Origin of the sequence: Telmatobacter sp. DSM 110680 (assembly GCF_039994875.1) — a bacterium.
Lineage (GTDB): Bacteria > Acidobacteriota > Terriglobia > Terriglobales > Acidobacteriaceae > Telmatobacter.
The window spans coordinates 1,626,991-1,648,364 of record NZ_CP121196.1; the positions used below are offsets into that span (position 1 = coordinate 1,626,991).

The 21,374-nt window shown below is 57.2% G+C and carries 15 protein-coding genes; 5 read left to right on the forward strand and 10 right to left on the reverse strand.

What is annotated here, in order from left to right; genetic code table 11:
* The first annotated feature begins 271 nt into the window (after positions 1-271).
* Positions 272-1,297 (forward strand): aldo/keto reductase, encoded by a 1,026-nt coding sequence (locus P8935_RS06680; RefSeq protein WP_348264211.1) that lies wholly within the window; start codon positions 272-274, stop codon positions 1,295-1,297.
* A gap of 12 nt (positions 1,298-1,309) precedes the next feature.
* Here P8935_RS06680 and P8935_RS06685 read toward each other — a convergent pair whose 3' ends face one another.
* The 6 genes from P8935_RS06685 to rimP form a co-directional block, all read right to left on the reverse strand.
* On the reverse strand, positions 1,310-1,885 hold the full coding sequence (locus tag P8935_RS06685; RefSeq protein ID WP_348264212.1) for a hypothetical protein: 576 nt from the start codon (positions 1,883-1,885) through the stop codon (positions 1,310-1,312).
* A gap of 10 nt (positions 1,886-1,895) precedes the next feature.
* Positions 1,896-2,474, reverse strand: coding sequence for a hypothetical protein (locus tag P8935_RS06690; protein ID WP_348264213.1), 579 nt, complete (start codon positions 2,472-2,474; stop codon positions 1,896-1,898).
* Positions 2,467-2,994: an RNA polymerase sigma factor gene (locus tag P8935_RS06695; RefSeq protein WP_348264214.1), complete on the reverse strand. Its 528-nt coding sequence runs from the start codon at positions 2,992-2,994 to the stop codon at positions 2,467-2,469. The genes P8935_RS06690 and P8935_RS06695 overlap by 8 nt, the downstream gene beginning before the upstream one ends.
* Positions 2,995-3,161: 167 nt before the next feature.
* Complete coding sequence (gene infB, locus P8935_RS06700) at positions 3,162-6,413, reverse strand: translation initiation factor IF-2 (RefSeq protein WP_348264215.1); 3,252 nt, start codon at positions 6,411-6,413, stop codon at positions 3,162-3,164.
* A 158-nt stretch (positions 6,414-6,571) separates the two neighbouring features.
* Positions 6,572-8,146 (reverse strand): transcription termination factor NusA, encoded by a 1,575-nt coding sequence (gene nusA / locus P8935_RS06705; RefSeq protein WP_348264216.1) that lies wholly within the window; start codon positions 8,144-8,146, stop codon positions 6,572-6,574.
* 122 nt (positions 8,147-8,268) lie between these two features.
* On the reverse strand, positions 8,269-8,859 hold the full coding sequence (rimP, locus tag P8935_RS06710) for a ribosome maturation factor RimP (protein ID WP_348264217.1): 591 nt from the start codon (positions 8,857-8,859) through the stop codon (positions 8,269-8,271).
* Between the two features lie 488 nt (positions 8,860-9,347).
* Here rimP and P8935_RS06715 point away from each other — a divergent pair, with 488 nt between their 5' ends.
* From P8935_RS06715 to P8935_RS06730, 4 genes are all read left to right on the forward strand, one after another.
* Complete coding sequence (locus tag P8935_RS06715) at positions 9,348-10,970, forward strand: EAL domain-containing protein (RefSeq protein WP_348264218.1); 1,623 nt, start codon at positions 9,348-9,350, stop codon at positions 10,968-10,970.
* Between the two features lie 80 nt (positions 10,971-11,050).
* The gene (locus P8935_RS06720; protein WP_348264219.1) at positions 11,051-12,403 is read left to right on the forward strand and encodes an aminopeptidase P family protein; all 1,353 of its coding nucleotides are present in this window, start codon (positions 11,051-11,053) and stop codon (positions 12,401-12,403) included.
* 22 nt (positions 12,404-12,425) lie between these two features.
* Positions 12,426-12,797, forward strand: coding sequence for a hypothetical protein (locus P8935_RS06725; protein ID WP_348264220.1), 372 nt, complete (start codon positions 12,426-12,428; stop codon positions 12,795-12,797).
* Complete coding sequence (locus P8935_RS06730; RefSeq protein WP_348264221.1) at positions 12,782-13,180, forward strand: hypothetical protein; 399 nt, start codon at positions 12,782-12,784, stop codon at positions 13,178-13,180. The genes P8935_RS06725 and P8935_RS06730 overlap by 16 nt, the downstream gene beginning before the upstream one ends.
* 94 nt (positions 13,181-13,274) lie before the next feature.
* On the opposite strand, the gene P8935_RS06735 is transcribed toward P8935_RS06730, so the two are convergent.
* The 4 genes from P8935_RS06735 to mrdA form a co-directional block, all read right to left on the reverse strand.
* Positions 13,275-14,159: a porin family protein gene (locus P8935_RS06735; RefSeq protein ID WP_348264222.1), complete on the reverse strand. Its 885-nt coding sequence runs from the start codon at positions 14,157-14,159 to the stop codon at positions 13,275-13,277.
* A gap of 159 nt (positions 14,160-14,318) precedes the next feature.
* Complete coding sequence (locus P8935_RS06740) at positions 14,319-17,381, reverse strand: Rne/Rng family ribonuclease (RefSeq protein WP_348264223.1); 3,063 nt, start codon at positions 17,379-17,381, stop codon at positions 14,319-14,321.
* 725 nt (positions 17,382-18,106) lie between these two features.
* On the reverse strand, positions 18,107-19,204 hold the full coding sequence (gene rodA, locus P8935_RS06745) for a rod shape-determining protein RodA (protein ID WP_348265314.1): 1,098 nt from the start codon (positions 19,202-19,204) through the stop codon (positions 18,107-18,109).
* Positions 19,205-19,209: 5 nt separating this feature from the next.
* Positions 19,210-21,321 carry a penicillin-binding protein 2 gene (gene mrdA, locus P8935_RS06750; protein ID WP_348264224.1) on the reverse strand — a complete coding sequence of 704 codons (2,112 nt, stop codon included), beginning with the start codon at positions 21,319-21,321 and terminating at the stop codon, positions 19,210-19,212.
* Positions 21,322-21,374 lie beyond the last annotated feature (53 nt).

A 21,374-nucleotide genomic window follows, 5' to 3' on the forward strand; every position in this document is an offset into this window, starting at 1 on the left:
TTGCGCGTTTTGAGTTAAAAGCGAGGTCAGATATTTCGATGCGATAAACTCCCAAATGCTGAAACCCAGATGAAGCAAACCCTTGTATTTACAGTGCATCACAGCCCTTGAATAACTTGCGAGCGGCGGCCACAGTGGCCACCAAATTGCATAAGCACATCGAGGCGAAATGAAGCGAAGAGAGTTTCTGTCAGCAGCGGCAATTGCGGCAGCAGGATTAAGCACGCGTTCCGGGAATGCAGCGCAATCAACGGATGAGGGGAATAGACAAATGATGACAGAAGCGTCGTCGAAGCAGGCTGCCGCTCGCATTCCGCGTGTCAACGAAGCGGGCACAATGAAAGGCGAAATGCTCTATCGCAAGCTTGGTGCAACCGGCGTCGAGGTTTCGCTTATCGGGATGGGCGGCGCTCACCTGGGTCTGCCCAAGGTTGAAGAAGACGACGCCATTCGCCTGATCCACGAAGGTCTTGATCGCGGCATCAATTTTCTCGACAACTCCTGGGACTACAACGAAGGCCGCAGTGAAGAGCGCGTCGGCAAGGCGCTTGCACAAGGCGGCTACCGTCAAAAAGCTTTCGTGATGACCAAGATCGACGGCCGCACCAAAGAAGTCGCGACTAACCAGATCAACGACTCACTGCGTCGCCTGAAGGTGGATCACATCGACCTCCTGCAGCATCACGAAGTCATCCGCTTTGACGATCCGGATCGAATTTTTAATGAAGGCGGCGGTATGGAAGCAGTACTCGAAGCGAAGCAAGCCGGCAAGATCCGCTTCATTGGTTTCACCGGACATAAGGATCCGCACGTTCATCTCTACATGCTCGAAGTCGCGCAGAAACACAGCTTTCACTTCGACACGGTGCAGATGCCGGTAAACGTTATGGACGCGCACTTCCGCAGCTTCTCGCAGCTGGTAGTTCCCGAAGCGATGCGTCAAAACATTGCCGTGCTGGGCATGAAATGTTTTGGAGACGAAATCATCTTGAAGAGTGGCGCAGTCGAGCCGATGGATTGCCTGCGCTACTCCCTCAATGTACCCATCTCCGTACTGATCACTGGAATCAATTCGAAGATGCTTCTCGACCAGGCCTTCGCGGCGGTCAAATCATTCCGCCCGATGGATGAGGCCGCCGTGGCTAGTTTGATTTCGAAGACCGAAGAGGCCGCTATGCATGGCAAGTACGAACTCTTCAAGACGACCTCACACTTCGACACCACGGCCCGCCATCCCGATTGGCTCGGTTCCGACAGCCCGGCGGTACAAAAACTCGCACCTCAGCTGCCCGGCTAGAGCGGGTATGAACTATTGCAATGGTGTCGCCGTCGCGACCACCTGCATGCTGCCTTTATTGTCGAGGGAATCTGAGGTAAACACGACCGTTGCTTTACTGACGGGGATAAGAACCGACGCCTGCCACTTGTTCTGGCGGATCACGGGCTGGTGGAGGGCGGAATCATTTGTCGCCCCGACACTGGTTACGTCTGCAATGAGATCGAGTGACAACTGACGGCCAAGTTCGCGCGTATTGCGGACATCAATGTTCACGCCTACATCGACATATTGCCATTGCGTGTTAACGAGCGCTTGAACGCTGCTGGACGAGGAAGATCCCGTAGCGATAGGAATTTTAGAGCCGGTCCGAATCGATGTGCCGTGATCGTGTGAGTCTGTGCTGACGGTGGCCGTATATGAGCGACTGTTGGTGGGTTTCCCATCCGCACCCAACTCCTGGACGACAAAGTCGAGATGGTAAAAGTGGGCTGGTGCTTGCGGAGCCTTTGTGGGCTCGGGAGCGGGCGTCGACTCCTGGGCAAAAGATCTCTGCCCCAAAGACATTGTCAAAAACACGAGACAGCAAATCAGAGCGAGCTTGCGCATGGATATCTCCTTAGTTCTTTCCTGGATCGGACATTTCGAGCGGTTGAATGTGAATGGCGGCGATGTTGAGAGGAGCATCATCATTCTTCTGTGCCGCCAGCACGGCTTGACGTTGCTCTTCAGGAACCTGCGTTGCAAAGGCATAGAGCGCCCGTTCTTCAGGCGAAAGCGGACGGGGAAGGGGAAATACATCGAGCTTTGGAGGACCAGCAGATTTGCCAATAGCGACGGCAGATCGAGACGTTATTAGGTGAGCCGCACGCGTCGGCATTGTCTGCCGGTGGGTGGAGATTACGGGAACTTCGCTTGTGGGCGTCACCGACGCGACATTCGGCTGATGAATTGACGGGCGAATCCCCGGCGGCCCCGCTGACTTCAATAAGAGAAGAGTTAGAAGCAAACAAGCCGCTGCCGGAAGAGCCGCCCAGAGGAGGACGCGGTTGCGCAATCCCGGCGCCTGCTCCTTCGATCTTTGCTCGCTCGCGACGCGCGCCAGAATTCGCTCAGCCAGCCCCTGTTCAGCTCCTGCATCGCCATAGCTTGACAGCGACGACTCGAGCATCCTATCCAGGTCATCTTTCTCATGCATAGCGCGACTCCTGGAGTGAAGTGAGTTTCTGGCGAAGAATCTGGCGAGCTCGTTGCAGTCGCGTGCGAACCGTGCCCTCGGGGATTCCGAGAATGGTTCCGATCTCTGGAGAATGCAGTTCTTCAAAGGCTGAGAGTGCAAGTGGCACCCGCAGTTCCTCAGGGAGAGCATCGATCATCGCGTGAATCATCGAATCCTCACTAGCAGAGAGCAGAGCCTGCTCCGGGCCCGGCTGTAGCGACGGAGCCTCATCTGCTTCCAGCGGCTCGGGACCAGCAACCGGCAGCTGCGAGCGGCGCGGACGAAGATCGATCGCTTCCCTCCACGCGACCCGCGCAAGATAAGCGCGTTCGTTTTCGGCGCGCTCCCATCCGCGATTGCGATAAAGCTTCAAGAACGTCTCCTGCACCGCGTCCTCTGCGTCATGAGAATTGAGCAGAACTGCATAAGCCACCCGGAAGACAAAGCGCGACTGACGATGAACGAGTGCCGTGAACTTTGCATCCGGATCAGTGGTCAAAACTCGCGCGCTCCCTCGGGCTGCAGATCATTGTCGGACGCAGCGTTCGCGTTGTACACACCCTAAGACCGCGACCAACGCCCAAGCGTTCAGAAATCTTTCTGAACAAGAAGAAACCCGCTCCTCATGGCGAGGAGCGGGCTGTAAAGGGCTGAACTTCTTAAGGTCTACGCTTTGGCTGAAGTCAGGGCACCGAGGTCGGCTGCCAGCTTCTCCGTGGAGAAGGCTTCGATCAAGTCGCCTTCCTTCAGGTCGCTAAAACCGCCCAATCCGATGCCGCACTCCATGCCATTGGTCACTTCGCGTGCATCATCCTTGAACCGTTTGAGCGATCCAATCTTGCCCTTGTAGACCTGCTCATCGCCGCGCATAACTTTGACTTCAGAGTCGCGGCGAATCACGCCGTCCTGCACTCGGCAGCCGGCGATGGTGCCGACCTTGGGAATGCGGAAGACGTTGATGACTTCAGCGCGGCCCACGTAATTCTCCTTGAAGGTTGGATCGAGGAGACCCAGCATGGCGAGACGCATCTCGTCCTGCAATTCGTAAATGATCGAGTGCAACCGGATTTCAATGCCTTCCTGCTGCGCCAGTTCAGCGGCCTTGCGTTCGGGACGAACGTTGAAGCCGATGATGATGGCGTTCGAAGCCGTCGCAAGCAGCACGTCGCTTTCAGTGATCGATCCCACACCGGAGTGGATCACCTTGACGCGTACTTTCTCGGTCGACATGCGTACCAGCGAATCGGCCAGCACTTCAACCGATCCCGTCACGTCACCCTTGATGATCAGCGCAAGGTCCTTCACGCCGGCCTGGCGAATCTGCTCCGCCAGTCCTTCGAGCGAAACGCGCGAGCTCTTCGCCAGCTGTGCTTCGCGCTCCTTCATCTTGCGGTATTGCGCAATGCCCTTGGCCTTGTCGCGATCCGCAACCACGAGGAACGTGTCGCCGGAATCCGGCATGGATTCGAGACCAAGCACTTCAATCGGCGTTGACGGACCGGCTTCTTCAAGCGGCCGTCCACGATCGTCGAACATGGCGCGAACTTTACCGAATGTGTTGCCAACGATGTAGCTGTCGTTCAGGCGAAGGGTTCCGTCCTGCACCAGCACGGTTGCCACCGCGCCGCGACCGCGATCGAGCTTAGCTTCGAGCACCGAACCGACAGCCTTGCGGCCCGGAGTTGCCTTTGGTGCCTTGATGTCTGAAACGAGACAAATCATCTCGAGCAGAAGATCGAGGTTCAGTTTCTTCTTGGCAGAAACTTCGACAAAGACAGTGCCTTCGCCGCCGGCCGCCCACTCTTCAGGGATCAAGCCGCGATCGGCGAGCTGCTTCTTCACGCGATCTGGATTGGCCTCGGGCTTGTCGATCTTGTTTACTGCGACGATGATCGGCACTTCGGCCGCCTTGGCGTGGTCGATGGCTTCCAGCGTCTGCGGCATCACGCCGTCGTCCGCTGCAACCACGATGACAACAATGTCGGTGACCTTGGCGCCGCGTGCACGCATACGGGTAAAGGCTTCGTGGCCCGGCGTATCGAGGAAGACGATCTCGCGGCCCGAAGCAGGAGAGCCTTCCTTGCTGAAACGTACCTTGTATGCGCCAATGTGCTGGGTGATACCACCGGCTTCACCCGCTGCGACTTCGGTCTCGCGAATGGCATCAAGCAGTGAAGTCTTGCCGTGGTCGACGTGACCCATAACTGTAACGACTGGCGCACGTGGAACTTCGAGTTCGCCGGTGTTCTCCGCTACTAGAACTTCCTCAATCGCCTCGTTTGCCAGCTCCTCTTCGTAGCTGATGACGGTTGCGCCGGCGCCAAACTTGGCGGCCACATCCTTCACCATTGCTGCGTCGAGCGATTGGTTCACTGTGACGAACACACCGCGCATGAGCAGGGCCGCGATCAGATCCTTGGCGCGAATCTCAAGCTTCTCGGCCAGGTCTTTTACGCTGATGCCTTCGGTCACGGTGATTTCGCGCGTAATGGGAAGTGGCTCATCGCTGAACTGTGTGGCACCACCGAAACGTGGTGGTGGCACAAAGCCCTTCATTGGGCCTTCCTTCGTCTTTGGATACTGCTGTCCGCCGCGGCGTGCACGATTCTGCGGTGCGCGCTGCGGGCGCGGTGCCTCGCCGGTTGGTGGAGCGCCGCCGGCACCAGGCCGTGGTCCGCCAAAGCCGCCGGGCCTCGGAGCGCCGAATCCAGGACGTGCGCCAAATCCGGGACGTCCACCAGGTGCCCCACCCGGCCCGCCGGATCCTGCAAATCCAGTACGCGTCGGGTGCTTCGGACGCGGACCAGCGCCAGGGAATTGCCCGGGCGCGCCACTAGGGTACTGTCCCGGAGTGCGCTGCTGATAGCTTCCGGGAGCTCCCGTGGGCCTGCGATCAAAGATCGGCTTGCCGCGCTGAATGCCTGCACCAGGTGCAGCCGGCGGAGGAGTAGGAGGTGCCACCACAATTGGAGCTTTGTACACCGGGCGAGGACCAGTTTGCGGCATCACCACGCGCCGCGGCGCAACCACCGGCCGTGCCGGTGCAGCAGGCGCTTCTGATACTTGTGCTGCAGGCGCTTCTGTCTCTACGGGAGTTATTGGTGTACCAACGTCTTCCTTCGCTTTGGCGGCGATTTCTGCGGGTTGCGCGACTTGGGGTTCGACCACCGTAGGAGCCGCTGGCGTTGCTGATTCGGGCTTTTCGTGGACGGGCGGGGCTGGCGCAGTCGCACCTGGTGTTACAGCCTTGGGTGCAGCGGGCTTTGCAGCCGCAGGCGTCGTCTCCGCTGCTTTCGGAGCTGTAGCTCCGGCCGCAGGCGCGGACGGCGGTTTTACCACCACCGTAGGCGGTACCACTGTGACGACAGGGCGCGTCGGAACAGCTCCAGCGGGTGCCTTTGCCACTACGGTGCCAGCCGGCGGCTTTGACGCAATTGCGGGCGTGGCGGGAGGAATGATCGGCGGTGCCTGGCGCGGCTGTGGCACAATTCTGCGCGGTTCAGGACGTGCGGGAGTCGCCGGGGTCGCGGCAACTGTTACCACCGGAGGCGTGGGCTTGGCGGCCTGCTTGGGCGCCGCCGTTGTCACAACTCGCGGCGGCAGGTGGCTCTTGCGGGCCTCGGCTTCCTGTTCCTGCTTCTTAGCCAGAATGGCCTTCATTACGTCGCCGGGCTTGGAAACGTGAGAGAGATCGATCTTGGGAGTAATGACCTGGGAGGCGCGCGAAGTCGTGGCGCTGGTGTGTCCACCCTGGCGCCCATGCTGGAAGTGCGCGCGGACTTTGTCAGCCTCATGGTCTTCAATCGAACTCGAGTGAGTCTTTCCCTCACCCAGGCCGAGTTCCCCGAGAACGTCAAGAATCTGACGGCTCTTGACTTCCATCTCACGCGCGAGATCGTTAATTCGAACCTTGCTCATCCGCCTCTTTTCAGAATGTGCTACCCAAAGCCCTTTAGTCGCGCATAGCAACCTCTTGGCGTTGGCTTGTTACGTTGCCACCATCACGGCCTTCCGAAATCTTCAACGACAAGTTTCGGTCGTTATGGCGGTAATGGTGTTGAAAAGCACGACGCATACTATGCGCCGCCCTCTTCATTCTCTTCGGTTCCTTCGTCCACGTCCGGGACGTTGTCGACCGCAAGTTCTGCCGCGGTCTCGTCCTGATCTTCAGTGGCTTCTTCAAGCACTTCTTGCGAGTTTTCGAGCTCTGCTTCCGCGGTTCCAGCCACAGCCTCGGCAGTCTCAATTTCTGACTCGCCTTCAGAGATCGTGCCAGTGTCTGCCGCTGCCGTCAGTGCGGCAGGCTCGTCGATACCTTCGGGTTCTGGCGCTCCAGCTTCCCCGGCAGTTGCGGAAGGTTCAGGTTCTTCACCTTCCTCGAAATGGCCGAAGTAGTGGCGAACTGCGACGCTGATGCGTTCCAGCGTCTTCTCGCCGATCCCCGGAATCTCTTCCAGCTGCTCCGGCGTCATATCGGCCAGTCCTTCTACCGTGGTAATGCCGGCAGCGACAAGCTTTTGGATGATGCCTTCGCCCAGTTCCGTAACCTGCTCGATCGGAGTCGAAGGTCCACCGGTGAGCGCCTGCATCTGCTGCTCCACTTCCTGGCGCTTCTCTTCTTCGCTCTTGATATCGATCTTCCAGCCCAGCAACTTGGCCGCGAGCCGGACGTTCTGACCCTTCTTGCCGATCGCCAGCGAGAGTTGCGTGTCATCCACGATGACTTCAAGCTGCTTGTCCGTCAGGTCGGTGATGGAAACGCGGCTGACCTTGGCAGGCTGCAGTGCCTTTTCCGCAAAGGTCGTGATCTCTTCGCTGAACTCAATGATGTCGATCTTCTCGCCGCGCAGTTCACGAATGATGGACTGCACGCGCATGCCCTTCATTCCCACGCATGCACCCACCGGGTCGACGTCCTTGTCGCGCGACTGAACAGCAATCTTGGTGCGCTCGCCGGCCTCGCGTGCAATGGCGCGGATGGTCACTGTGTTGTCGTAAATTTCCGGCACTTCCGACTGGAAAAGGTTCTGCACCAGCTCCGGCGCGGCGCGGGATACGATCACCTGCGGCCCCTTGGCTGCGCGATCCACTTTCAGTAACACCACGCGAACCCGCTCGCCAATGGTGAACTGTTCAAGCCGCGATTGCTCGCGCTTGGGGCAGCGTGCTTCAGCTTTGCCGAGGTCGTAGATTACGTCCTGGCCTTCAATGCGCTTCACCGTCGCGTTCAGTACTTCCTTCTCGCGATGTGCGTACTCGTTGAACACTGTATCGCGCTCGGCCTCGCGCACCTTTTGGAAAATCACCTGCTTGGCAAGCTGTGCCGCGATGCGTCCCAGTGGCGTGGTGTCGCGATACATACGAATCTCGCTGCCGACTTCAACACCCGGCGCGAGCTCATTGGCTTCTTCCAGCGTGATCTGGTTCACCGGATCTTCAAGCTCGTCGTCGTTGGCAACGACGGTCTTGTAGATGTAGGCAGTGATCTCGCCGGTATCCTTATTCAGCTCTCCGCGCATGTTCTCCTGGGTCTTGTAGTACTTGCGCGTGGCCAGGGCAATCGCCTCTTCCACGGCACCCACCACGATTTGAGGCTCAATGCCCTTTTCGCGACTCAGGAGTTCGATACTTTGATATAAAGCGCTGGCCATGCTCTTCTTACTCTCTCGGATTTTCTTTGGGCGACCCGTCCGTGCTCCGGACCAGTTGCACCATTAAATTGTTGTTGGAGAAGCTACGATTCAAGCCTCTCAAGCCACACGCCAACGCGTGTCTAAATCTCCGGAATCAGCTCTGCTTTCTCAACGTTGTCCAGAGCAATCTCGACCGTATTCACGCCCGCCTTGCGGCTCTTGCTGTTTTGCTGCGTAGCTGCAAGATCAAGTGCGATATTTGTCCCCGAACCCGCCAGCAGCCGTCCTCTCCAGTGCCGGTTATTGCGAACCGGTTCGAACGTCTGCACTTTCACCAGGCATCCCTTAAACCGTTGAAACTCTTCCGGCTTGGTCAACTTGCGGTCAAGCCCCGGAGAACTGGCTTCCAGTGTGAATTCATCTCCGGGTACTAGATCTTCGACATCCAGCAGAACGCCGAAATCCCGGCTGAACTCTGCACAGTCTTCGTGTGTAACCCCGGAAAGCTGTTCTACGCTCAACTTGCCTTCAACCAACCGCTCGGGAAGTCCTTCAAGCCCGGCCGCAATCTCCGCCCGCAGTCTTGCTCGGCCTTCGGCGTTCTTCTCGAGGAAAACCCTCAAAACACGTTCTTTAGCCGGCCCTGCGAGTTCAACATCCACCACATCTAGACCGTGGGATGCTGCCACTCGCTGTGCTGCCACTCGAATCTCGTCCAGCTTTGTTGCCATTGCGTCGAAGCCCGCCCGTTGGCCCCTTTGCCTAGGGGCTCCCGGTCAAAATCAGCGGCCGTTTTCCGGGAGAAATTTGCACCAAATAAAAAGTGGGCTATAAGCCCACTCATCTCTCCGCCAGCCGGCAAACTCACGGCAACTCAGGCGGACAAACTCGTCTGCACTACCTAGCATACGGCGTTTTCTGCGGAAATTCAAACCATCTGCCCACTTGGCTAATGCAAATCTCTATATTTCATGGAGAGAATCGATCTTTGCGGCGCCGGTCACGTTCCGTCAGCTTGCAAACGCTTACAAATATCATGCGTTTAGGTCGCAAAAACCTCACCGACGGCATCCGAAGCCAACACTTATCATCCATAGTAATGAGCATAAGTTATTTATATTGAGTGCGATACCTCTCTGATTCGACTGTGTGATGGACTTACCACTATTGGGGGGCAGAAATTGCTCCGAACCAGAGGAATAATGGGTGAGCCTTAATCATGCGAACACTTGTCCAGCGTGTAGTCGTCACAATCCTGTCAACCATGTTCCTCGCCGCGGCGGGAGCGCTGGGTGGATATCTCCTTGGTCGTGCGTTTGCCTTGCAACAGGCAGAAGCCCGATTGGACCATTACGCAAATCGAATCCTGCTCGAAAGCGTGACCTCTTCCGCAGAGTCGCGAGCGGTCCTCGCGACCATGAATACCTCGTCCTACGATTTCTGTTCCGACACCGAAATCGAATACTTTCGTCAGCTCATCTTTCAATCGCAGTTTTTGAAAGCGGCAGGTCGTATGCGCGATGGACGTATCGCGTGCTCTACGACTTCAGGCCGCAGCGAACTTGCCCAAGCGCAAAATATACCGACGATCGCCCGGCAGGATGGGACGAAGATTTACAAGAATATTCCTGCATTTCGCCTCGACGACCAGAATGTAATCTCGGTGCAGCTCGGAAATTCCTTTATCGTCTATAACCCTTACACGATGGCTTCCCTCGTGATGCCTCCCATGCATTTCACCGAGACGGCAATCGACGCGTCCACCGGGAAGGGAGGATTGTTGCTCGGCGAGCTTCCAAAGGTGGATCAAAAAATCCTGATGCAGGATGGCAAGGTTCAGATAGGCGACACGCTGTATGCCACGCGCTGCGCCACTAATGGCGCGACTTGTATGACGGCCTACATCTCGATTCCCGATGCGCTGGCCCTCACGCGAAGTTATGCCATGGTGTTTCTTGCTTTGGGCGCGTTATCAGGATCACTCGTCGGAGTGCTATTCCCCATGCTTTACAGCCGCAACAAAAGTGTGGAGCAGCAACTACTGCGTGCGTTGCGCGCCGACGCTCTCACCGTCGTGTATCAGCCCATTGTTGATCTCTCTACCGGTCAAATCGTTGAAACTGAAGCGCTGGTGCGCTGGACCGACGAATATAAAAACGCAGTCAGCCCTGAAGTGTTCGTGAAGATCGCCGAGGAGCGCGGCTTTGTTGGTCAGATCACGAAACTCGTGGTGCGCCACGCTCTGCGCGATTTTGGTGCCACCATGCGCGCGCGTTCCACATTCCGCGTCAACGTGAACATCGCTGCGTCCGATCTGGCAGACAGCGACTTCCTTCCCATGGTCGATAAGGCACTTTCCGACGCTGAAGTTTCGCCGCGCAATCTCGGCATCGAAATCACCGAGAGCTATACCGCTCGCCAGCAGGTCGCTCGCAATACCATCCTCCGCCTGCGCCGCCAGGGGCACTACGTCGCCATCGACGATTTCGGTACCGGCTATTCCAGCCTTGCCTATCTGCACGACCTTTCAGTGGACGCGATCAAAATTGACAAGGCCTTCACCAAGGCAATCGGTACAGACGCCGTAACCGTCTCCATCCTTCCGCAAATTCTCACCATGGCAGAGACACTCAAGCTGCGCGTGGTGGTCGAGGGAATTGAAACAAAGGCACAGGCAGACTATTTCGCAGCCAGCAACCAGCGCATTCACGCACAAGGATGGTTATTCGGACGTCCGGTTCCCGCCCGCGTGTTTCTGCAGCTGTTGGATGAAGAAGAAGCAAGGCTCAGCAAAGTGCAAGAAGAAGAAATGCCTGCCGGCGCTACCGCCGTTGCATTCTAGAGCATTCTGTCAAATCGAGACAGCCACGGTAGATCTGCTTTGCGCCCGCCACTGCCGCAGGTGACAATAATGAGATGAAGATGGCTCGGCTTGTTGCCCTGGTTCTGTTCGGTGCATCCTTTTTGCTCCCCTCATCGCAAGCTCTCGAAAAACAACCAGCGAGTGACTACCATGCGCGTCGCTTTGCGCTCGGCAAAGCGCTGCATGGCGGTGTCGCCATACTCTTCGCCGCAGAAGAGCCAGCTCTCGACTTCGATCCGTATCGGCAAGACTCTGACTTCTACTACCTGACCGGCTGGAACGAGCCGGGCGCGGCATTGTTGATCGTCGGTCCGGCAAACGAGCCCGAGCGTCCCGGGCAAGCCGCACATTCCCACGAATACAAAGAGATTCTCTTTTTCCCCACGCGCAATCTGCGCACCGAAACCTACACCGGCGCCAAGATGGATGCGGCAAGTCCCGGCGTCGCCCGGGCCACCGGCGTAGACAACGTTGAGCCCATGACAAATCTCGCAGGCGACCTGAATAAGCTGATCGCCGACGATCGCCGCGTAGCGTTCAATGTTTGGGTACAGCCAGGAGCCAAAGCCGCCGAATCTCTTCTCGGCTTTACCGCCACGACGCTAGGCGCTTCGGTTCCAGCATCACACGACGTAATCACTTTGACGATGCCATTGCGCGAAGTGAAGGACCAAGGCGAAATTGACTTGTTGAAGAAAGCGTCTACTGCTTCCATCGCCGCGCAGCACGAGATGATGAAATCCGTTAAGCCCGGCGTCACGGAGCGCACGATCGCCGGCAAGATGACGGCCGTATGGTACGAGCAGGGATGTGAGAGACCGTCCTATGCGCCCATCGTCGGCACCGGTGTCAACTCGACGACCCTGCACTATTCAGCCAACGCCGCCACTATCGAGGACGGCGATGTCGTTGTGGTTGACGCCGCGTGCGAATACTCAATGTACGCGTCAGACATCACGCGCACGGTTCCCGCCAACGGCCGCTTCACCGCGCGTCAGCGCGAAATTTACAACATCGTGCTCGAAGCACAGAAGGCGGCGATAGACGCATTCGTCGCGGGCAAGTCCAAGATCAACGACTTCCAGCATCGGGATCCAGACTCGCTCGATGTTGCTGTATACAACTACATCAATACCCATGGCAAAGATCTACACGGCGAGCCGCTTGGCAAATACTGGCTTCACGGTCTCGGTCACATGTTAGGCATCGACGTACACGATCCAGCGCAGTACCCAGCGGTGCTCAAGCCTGGCATGGTCTTTACAATCGAACCTGGTGTGTACATCCCCGAGGAAAAGATTGGTGTGCGCATCGAATGTAATTTTCTGGTGCTGCCCGACGGCAAGCTTCTCGATCTCGACGCCGATCTGCCCCACACCGCCGAAGAAGTAGAAGCGGCAATGCATAAGTAGCATTCAGAAAGCCCGTGCAAGCATGGATCAGGACGCGATTGAATCTTCACAGCTCGACGCATTGAGTCAGGTCTTCTCCGATCAGCTTCAGGCTTGCCTCGAAGAATGCGCCCACGGACGTCCCGGCCTTTTTTCTGATCTTCAACTCACCCGCGAGGAAGAGCATGAACGGGAATGGCCCGAAGCTGCCCGCCTGCGCGAACTAGCCATCGCCCTGCAGAACATCTTCGCGCAGCAGGAACAGCGCAACGCCCTCTGCGATGAGTTCCTCGACCTGTGTTCGATGCACGGTGAAAGCCATCCCGGAGAATCGCGCCTGGCGCGCCTGTTTCTCAAACGCATTGACCACGGACAGGTGGGAACGCCAACGCAGGAACCGTGGAAGCCATGGTAGCCCTGCACGCATTCCTCGCCCTGCTCGCCGGCTTCGTGACCATGGCAGCAATTGTTGCGGTCATCACCATGCTGCTGCAGAAACTTACTCCCGGCTGGGTAGGCGAACCAGGAAAACCTAAGCCCGGTTACGTCTTCGTCAACCTCGGATATTCGTTCCTCGCTGCGGCCGCAGGCGGTTACGTCACTGCCTTGATCGCCGAACACAATCCACTGATTCATGTGCTGGCGCTGGCGATTACAGTGTTACTGCTCGCCGCCCTCAGCGCCCTGCAGCAGCGTGGACAGCAACCAATCGCGTACGTTCTCGCACTCGTCGCGCTAACACCCCTTGGCGTTCTCGCGGGAGGATTATTGAGAATGCGAGTTCTGGGAGTGATCTAGACAGTAGTCCACGCGTGAGAATAGAAAGCCGCCCTGTCGCATCCATCGTGACAGGGCGGCCGTGTTTGGTACAGAGATCAAAGTGTTCTTACACCTAGAAGCGCAGACCCACCGTAACCGGGATGATCTTTGTATCTGCACCAACAGCTGTAGTACCCAGGCCATTCGGTTGAGTTGTGATTGCAGGAGACAGAACGTCGAGATAGCGAGCCTCTGCAAAGATGCTCATCTTGCCATCGCCGTTCCATCCGCCGAATCGATGTGACATGCCTCCGCCAATATTCCATCCGCCCTGGTTGCTGGAGAAATGTCCCACCGTCACGTTCTGGGTTACGACACCGCAGTAGAAATAGGTGCAATATTGCTGCTGTTGCGGATCGGTGAAGCTGGTGACCTTGCGGTAGAAACCATATCCGCCGGTTGCATAGAAATTAATCGAACTCTTCGGATTGAAGTCATAAACCGGATCGAGCGTTAACGACCAGATGTGATCGTTGCCGCCGGTTGCGCCGGCCTCGGCGATGATCTGTCCAGGAACCTTGTCGTCGATGAACTGATATTCCAGCATAAGAGCAAGATTCTTGTTGAAGCGGTAGCCGGCACCCACCGTAATATTGCCGCCCCATGTGATGTATGGCGACGAATCACTGGTTGGCGCGTTGAAGCCCCCGCCCACCTCGTAGGTCAAATGGCTCCTGATTCCCCCACCCCCACCTCCGCCGCGGGACCTGTTATCGTACTGCCCCCCACCGGCTCCATTTGGCGATGGCGCAGCCGGCAAGGCGGATAGGTCAGGCATATCAGTGTCTGCACCAAGTTGGAGCGCGTTAGAACTGGACTCCGCCGCAGGGGCACTCACGGCACTCGACGATTCAGGAGTCATGGAGAGTTGGGCGCTCGCAGAACCGAGTGAAAAGGCAAGCCCAGCACACAGCAGAGCGGTCCGCCCGGCAAGTGTCGTATAGCGAACTGAAATCATTTTCTGTACCTCGCAAAAGAATGTCCATATCGGGGAAGCATAAGTTCCCGTAAGCACTTAGACTCCCTTCCGGGATCAAAGTTGCATGCAGCATTCACATAGCGAAAGGCCGAGGTTACCCTCGGCCTTTCGGTTTGAAGCTATGAAAAACTCGATCGCTTAGCCCTGAATGTCGAATTGCTCCGGATGTAACGTCGGATCGCTCTTGATCAGGATGTTTTTCCCAACCAATTCCTCAAACTCGTTGATCCAACTTGCGTTATTGGCTTTCAGAACCTTGACCGTCTCGGGATTCACGCGCAGCATCACATCGGCTCCCTCGAAGTGCCGCTTCATCTTGCGCAACTCGGTATAGATCTCGTTGCACACCGTGGCCGGACTCTTCACCATGCCGGTCGCCTGGCAAGTTGGGCAGGGAACTGAAAGCGTGCGTTCCAGCGACTGCTTCACGCGCTTGCGGGTAATCGCAACCAGCCCAAAGTCGTTAAACTGCAAAACCTTGGTCGGGGCACGATCGTTCTTGAGCGCCTCTTCAAGCGCGGCCATCACCTTGAATCGATTTTTGCGCTCATCCATATCGATGAAGTCGATCACGATGATCCCGCCCAGATCGCGCAATCGAATCTGACGCACAATCTCCGGAATCGCATCGAGGTTAGTCTTCAGGATAGTGTCTTCAAGCCGAGCCGTCTTGCCCACATACTTGCCGGTGTTGATGTCGATCGCGACGAGGGCTTCTGTCTGGTTGATCACAATCGATCCACCGGACTTGAGCCACACCTTGGATCGCAGCGCCTTCGAGATTTCATCTTGAATGCCGAAGTGTTCGAACAGCGGTGTGTCTTTGGTGTAGAGCTTTACGCGCCGCACCAGTGTCGGCGAGAAGCGATTCAAGAAGCGCACAATGCGCTCGTAATCCGCCTCTGAGTCAACCCAGATCGATGAGAAGTTGGAACTTACCTGGTCCCGCAGAATGCGTTCGATCAACGACAGATCGTGATAGATCAGTGCCGGCGACTTCGAACTGTCGGAACGCTGCTTAATCTCATTCCACAAGTGAATCAGGAAGCGAAGATCGGCGCGTAACTCCTCTTCAGATGCGCCCTCGGCCGCAGTGCGTACGATGAATCCACCGGATGCATCTCCGCGCTCGTGGGTAAGAATCCGCTTGAGGCGCTGACGCTCTTCGTCCGAGGCAATCTTGCGGCTCACACCGACATGCGTGACCGTTGGCATGAATACGAGGAACCGTCCAGGCAACGCGATGTGGCTCGTAATGCGCGCACCCTTCTTGGCGATTGGCTCCTTCGCAATCTGAACTAGAATCTCCTGGCCTGGCTTCAACAAATCGGAGATGATCGGAAGGTCCGAAGTCTGCGCCGAACGCCGAGACGGACCGCGTCCTCCCGGACGGTGACCACCACGGTCGCTGCCGCGATCCCCTCGTCCCCGGCGACCTCTGTTACCACGATCGCGGCGTTGATTCTGTCCATCAGCGGCTGGTTGGGTTCCAGATGCAGTCGCTTCTTCCTCGTCCTCTTCGCCTTCGAGAACTTCCTCGCCCTCTTCGCCGTTCTTGTCTTCAAACTTCATCTGGATGCGGTGGTCAAGATGAGCTTCCTGCAACATTTCGCCTAACTCGCCAGAGCGAATTTGCGTGTGCAGCTTCTCCTCTTCCTCGTAATCATCCAGATCATGTTCGTCGGTCTTGTGGTGATGATGAGGAGCGTCATACTCTTCGCCCTCGATCAATTCTTCCTCAACCAGACCGCTGCCCGGCGAGAAGGATGAGGCGACTGGAACGGACGCTGGCTTTGTCTCTTCAGGTGTCGACGCCGGGGGCACATCATCCGACTTCTTTTTCTTGCCTCCAAGCCCAAAGAGCCGGAATTCCGCCGGTGGCAATGGATCGACACTGTGCGACGCGCTACGATCACCCTCTACTTCGCTGCTTTCGTTTTCTGTGCTCAGAGATTCATGGCGGCTCGTGTCAGCAACCGGCTCCCCCGGGACCGCATGAATTTCGGACCCACTGGAAGCAGGTTCAAAGCTCTCTTCCTCCATGTCGTCTTCAAATTCAATTGAAGCCGCGTGTTCATGCGAAGGGTCCGCTTCCGGCTCATCAGCGTGTTCCGGCGCTGCAGACGACATCTCTTCAACGAATTCGTGCTCTTCAACTTCGTCAGCGGAGCCGTTGTCAATTTCGGGCGCGAACGGCCGGGCCTCTGCTTCTTCCGTTGTGAACGATTGCGATTCTGCTAAGGGTGTGTCGGGCTGCCGGTTCCGGTGCCGTGAAAGTGATTCTCCGGGAAGTAGACCGCTGCCGTCCCACACAATCGGCGACTCGATGAGAGTGGCCGGCTTGTAAGTCGACGCTGGTCGCACCGGCGCAGGTATTTCAGATTCCGGCTTCTCCGTCGACTCAGAAGAAGTGCCACCATATTTCTTTAGCGATTCGCCCGGCAGAACAAACGGCTCCGGTGCGCGCTCAGACCGTTCCGATCGCTCGCCTCGTTCAGGCCGTTCAAACCTTTCACCTCGCTCAGATCGCCCACTGCGCGACGGAGCTGCCGAAGCTTGAATCTCAGCATGCGGCTCGGTTTCAACTGCTTCGTTGACATGCGTTTCTATGAATTCCTGGCTCTCCGCCGGTGCTGGAGAAACATTGCTGCCGCCGCGGCCTCCGCGCCGACGCCGGCGTCCACGCCAGCGTTTGGTTCCAGCCTCGTCAGACTCCTGCGCAACATCGGTATGCTCCGCTCCCTCGCTGGGAGTGGTGAATTCCGCATCGCTGGACTCGGAGGTGACCACGATTGTTGGCCGGCTTTCGCGTTCCGGGCGTTGTTCAGGCCTGCCGCCTCTCTGGCCGCGATCTTGCCCGCCGCGCTCTTGTCCTGCGCGATCCTGTCCGTTCGTGTGTCGTACTTCCCTGGGAGCTTGATTGCCGCCGCTTACTGCGGCTTTCTCAAGCTCGTCCGTCTCTTCCTGGTCTTCCAACTCCATGAAGTCGGTGACGTACAGGAAGGCGTCGCGCTCCAGTCCAACGTCGACAAACGCTGACTGCATGCCGGGGAGAACGCGCGTGACGCGTCCGTTATATATTGACCCCGCCAGGGTGTACTCGTTTTCGCGTTCGTAATAGATTTCCGCGAGTTGATCGTCTTCTAGAATCGCAAGCCGCGTCTCATGCGGCGTGCTGGAAATACAAATCTCTTTTGCCATCGTACCTTTCCGCCCAGTGGACTTCGCCTACTGGGGCCAGCGGCAAGGTTTGGCGGAGATGCGAGCGGACGGGAAGGTTGGAGATGTGCGGAGGAGATGACCGGCGCGTGCTTCGACGGGACGGCAGCCTGCAGCCGCCAGCCCCACCAGGGGGCTGCGAACTCGAAAGGCTTTCGTGTCCGGCAAACGTTCCGAAACGGCGATCTGTATGCAGAGATTTTGTGGCCACCCTGAAAGTTGACGCCTGCGACTCTTCATCGCAACTGCGTAACCAGGCACATGCCAACCAGATGATCGACATGAGCGGGGCCGTTATATAACTGGCGAGTGCGCTGCTGATCCGCGTTTCAGGAATCGAAATCCCCGTGCGTCCCCCGCAGCCTCGAAACCAGCGACGCCCGACATCCGCGCGATCGGTCTCGATCGCTGGGGATGTCCGGTTTGCCCGTCTCTGCGTGCTCATTGAACCCAATCCTGCCCGGCGCTCGGCCCAACCAGGACCTTGACCGGATTTTGCATCCTCTTCAATGACTTGCGCCGAGCCTGCCAATCGAATCCGCCGAATCTCGTTAATGCGGCTAAATCCAAAGGTGGCCATCGGGACCAGGCATCTCTGACGATGCTTGAAGTACTTACAAACTTTGCTCCTGCGGTCCGGAAAATCCCGGCGGTCCCCAGGAGGTTGTTACCTTGCAATCTTGCCTTCGGCCACTAAGACCGGAGTTCTAATTTACGAACCGGCGCATGCGCACGTTCATGACTACGCCCAGCGCGAGGAATGTAAATAACACCGAAGATCCGCCGTAACTCATTAACGGTAAAGGGATTCCGGTGACTGGCATAAAGCCAATGACCATGCCAACGTTGACCGCGATCTGGAAGGTCAACACAGCCACGATCCCCATAATAATCAGGGATCCAGGCAGGTCTGCGGCTGTTTGAGCGTTTTGAATCAAACGCATCAATATGAGGAAGTATAGCAGCAGCACAAACACCGCGCCCACGAACCCGTGCTCTTCACTGAAGGCGGCAAAGATGAAGTCAGCATGCGGGATCGGAATGAAAGCCCCCTGTGTCTGCGAGCCCTTCTCTGCACCCTTGCCCCATATACCGCCGGCGCCCACCGCTATTTTTGCCTGCAGCACCTGGTACCCAGCTCCTTTGGGGTCGTTGTCGGGATTGATAAACCCTGTCAAACGAGCCTTCTGGTAGGGCTTCAACACCTTGCCGCTATTCCAGGCTCCGACCACCAGCACCAGACCAGCCGTTGTTAAGATCGTGGCCTGCTTCAGATTGATTCCGCCCAGAAACAGTCCGGCAATCAACACCGGCGTGTAGGTAAGTGCTGTACCCATGTCTGGTTGTGCCAGCACTAGCAGCATCGGAACGCCTACCAGCGCGAACGCTTTGAAGATTTCCTTCCACGTAAGATTCTTGCCGCCGAGATTCGCAAAATACCGCGCGACCACCAAGATAAGAATCAGCTTCACCCATTCGGAAGGCTGAAAGTGCATCGGCCCAATCTTGATCCACCGCCGCGCGCCCAGTACCTTGGTCCCCACCAGTTTCACCGCTACGAGTGCAACCAAGCAGACACCGTAGGCCCATGGAACCCAGTCGATAAGTTTGTGATAGTCGATCAGGGAGAACAGGAACATCGCCACCACGCCACCGAGTATCCAGTAGATCTGCTTGGTGTGAAACCCGACATACTTTGTGTGCAGCGTTGCGGAGTAGATCTCCAGTACGGAGATCGTGCAGAGCAGCGAAATAACCCCGAACAGCGTCCAGTCGAAATCGCGGAAGCTCATGATGCGGCGCATCGGGCTCATTGTGCTTTCACCTGGGTAGATTTCCCTGGAAGCGCTGGCGAGGCTAGCTTCGCAGACTCGGGTCCGGCCTGGACGGGTGCGCCGATTTTTGGGGCCTGTTTCTTTGCGGACTGTGTCTGAACATTCTGCGGGGTCTGCTGTAATGCGCCATTCGGTCCAACTACGAATTTACCCGCATGCAGCTTTGCAGTTGCTTCGCCCTTTCCTTCTGCTGTCGTGTTGGGAGTCGTCCACACCGCGCTCACTTCCACCGGGCGGGGCGCAGTCTTTTGCGGCTGCAGGTTGTTGGCAAGACGGCGCTGCTTTTCAACGTAAGCCGAAACCACTCGGGCACCGATCCGTGCGGCAAACCAGCTCTTGTTGCCGTTCTGCCACAGTACGGCAACCACAAGCTCCGGATTTCTTGTAGGCGTTACACCCACGAACCACACGTTCGGATTCGTATTCCGCCCTTTGGCGGTCTTGTCCAAAGCTTCGTGACTCATGACCTGCGCGGTGCCAGTCTTGCCGCCAAAGTCGATGCCTTCCAAGTGTTCCCCGCCGGCGGTGTGGAAAGCGCCGGGCTGCGTGACTTGGGCCATGCCATCCGTAATCGTGAGCCAATTTTCAGGATCGATAGGGATATTCACTTCGCCTGACCCCGGCAAGTTATCAATCAGATCTTTGTGAAAATCCGCCGGAAGCTGATCCGGAGCCACGACATGCGGCCGCACCAGATGACCACCCGATGCTATGCCGCCGATTATCCGCGCCAGTTGCATCGGCGTTGCTTCCACTGCGCCTTGGCCAATCGAAACGTCCAGCGTCTCGTCGGGATACCACTTGCGGTGATAGTTCTTCATCAGCCAGTGCGTACCGGGCATCAGCCCCGCCTGCTCGCCAGGAAGGTCGATCCCGGTCTTCTGGCCATATCCAAACTCCGTCGCGTACTTGGTTATGCGGTCGATCCCCAGTCTGTCGCCAAGCTGGTAATAATATGTGTCGCACGAGTAGGGAATCGCATTGTGAATGTCGACAGCCCCATGCTTCTCATCGCAGTGATGGAAGAAACCGTATGGCCCCCATCCACCCGCACAGTTCACCTTGAGGTTTTGCGCGATATTTTCCTGCAGCCCTGCAACCGACATCAGAATCTTGAATGTCGATCCCGGTGCAAGCTGGGCCTGGATAGCCTTGTTCATCAACGGATGATCGGGATCCGTGATCAGCTTGTTCCACTCGGCACGATCGATTTTCACTGCAAATGCATTCGGATCAAAACTGGGCCGCGACACCATCGCCAGAATGTCCCCGTTGCGCGGATCCATCGCGACAATTCCGCCCGTGCGGTCCCCCATCGCGAGTTCCGCTGCCTTCTGCAGATCGTTGTCGATGGTCAGCTTTAAGTCCTGGCCGGGAATCGCATGTTGCGTGCCGAGGTAGCCCACTTCGCGTCCGTGACTGTCGACGATCACATCGCGGGATCCATCTTGGCCGCGCAAAAGCTGGTCATACATCTCTTCCACACCCGCTTTGCCCACAACATCACCGGGCTCGTAGGCCGCATAGCGCGTCTGGTTCAGATCCTCTTCGCTGACCTCACCCACGTAGCCGATCAAGTGCGCCGCGAAGCCATCGCGGGGATAGAGCCGGCGCTCGCCCTCAATTGTTTCAAGCTCTGGAAGTTCGTTGCGATGGGCTTCGATAAACGCCTGCTCGTCAGCCGTCACATCTGCCTTGATCGGGATCGGCTGGTATCCGGGCGAAGTGCGATAACGGTGCAGCAAGGTGCGAAGCTGGTCAAGGTCAAGATGAAGTCCCCGCGCAATCAGGGGCAAATCCGCATCCACATTGCGATTCTGCTCGCGCACTAGAAAGCAGGAAACGGATGGATAGTTATCGACCACAAGGCGGTTTTCACGATCGAAGAGCTTCCCACGTGGCGCCAGAATCGGCACTTTGCGAATACGATTTTGCTCCGCCAGCATCTTGAAGTTCTGCGCACCGAGAATCTGCAGACGCCACAATCCAGCCGCGAGTGCCAGCATCACGCCGAGCACAGCATATTGCACCACCGCCAACTTGAGAGTGGGGACTTTCTCGCCGCGAGTGAACTTGTCAAAAGCCATGGGAAACTACTTCTAGGATACCTCTATCCTGAATTCTGCCCCTGCCGCACACC

Bases quoted from the DNA above. Each gene is read 5' to 3' on its own strand.
- infB (WP_348264215.1), bottom strand. From the start codon at position 6,413: ATGAGCAAGGTTCGAATTAACGATCTCGCGCGTGAGATGGAAGTCAAG.
- P8935_RS06735 (WP_348264222.1), bottom strand. From the start codon at position 14,159: ATGATTTCAGTTCGCTATACGACACTTGCCGGGCGGACCGCTCTGCTG.
- P8935_RS06680 (WP_348264211.1), top strand. From the start codon at position 272: ATGATGACAGAAGCGTCGTCGAAGCAGGCTGCCGCTCGCATTCCGCGT.
- mrdA (WP_348264224.1), bottom strand. From the start codon at position 21,321: ATGGCTTTTGACAAGTTCACTCGCGGCGAGAAAGTCCCCACTCTCAAG.
- P8935_RS06690 (WP_348264213.1), bottom strand. From the start codon at position 2,474: ATGCATGAGAAAGATGACCTGGATAGGATGCTCGAGTCGTCGCTGTCA.
- P8935_RS06740 (WP_348264223.1), bottom strand. From the start codon at position 17,381: ATGGCAAAAGAGATTTGTATTTCCAGCACGCCGCATGAGACGCGGCTT.
- P8935_RS06720 (WP_348264219.1), top strand. From the start codon at position 11,051: ATGGCTCGGCTTGTTGCCCTGGTTCTGTTCGGTGCATCCTTTTTGCTC.
- P8935_RS06715 (WP_348264218.1), top strand. From the start codon at position 9,348: ATGCGAACACTTGTCCAGCGTGTAGTCGTCACAATCCTGTCAACCATG.
- nusA (WP_348264216.1), bottom strand. From the start codon at position 8,146: ATGGCCAGCGCTTTATATCAAAGTATCGAACTCCTGAGTCGCGAAAAG.
- rimP (WP_348264217.1), bottom strand. From the start codon at position 8,859: ATGGCAACAAAGCTGGACGAGATTCGAGTGGCAGCACAGCGAGTGGCA.
- rodA (WP_348265314.1), bottom strand. From the start codon at position 19,204: ATGCGCCGCATCATGAGCTTCCGCGATTTCGACTGGACGCTGTTCGGG.
- P8935_RS06685 (WP_348264212.1), bottom strand. From the start codon at position 1,885: ATGCGCAAGCTCGCTCTGATTTGCTGTCTCGTGTTTTTGACAATGTCT.
- P8935_RS06725 (WP_348264220.1), top strand. From the start codon at position 12,426: ATGGATCAGGACGCGATTGAATCTTCACAGCTCGACGCATTGAGTCAG.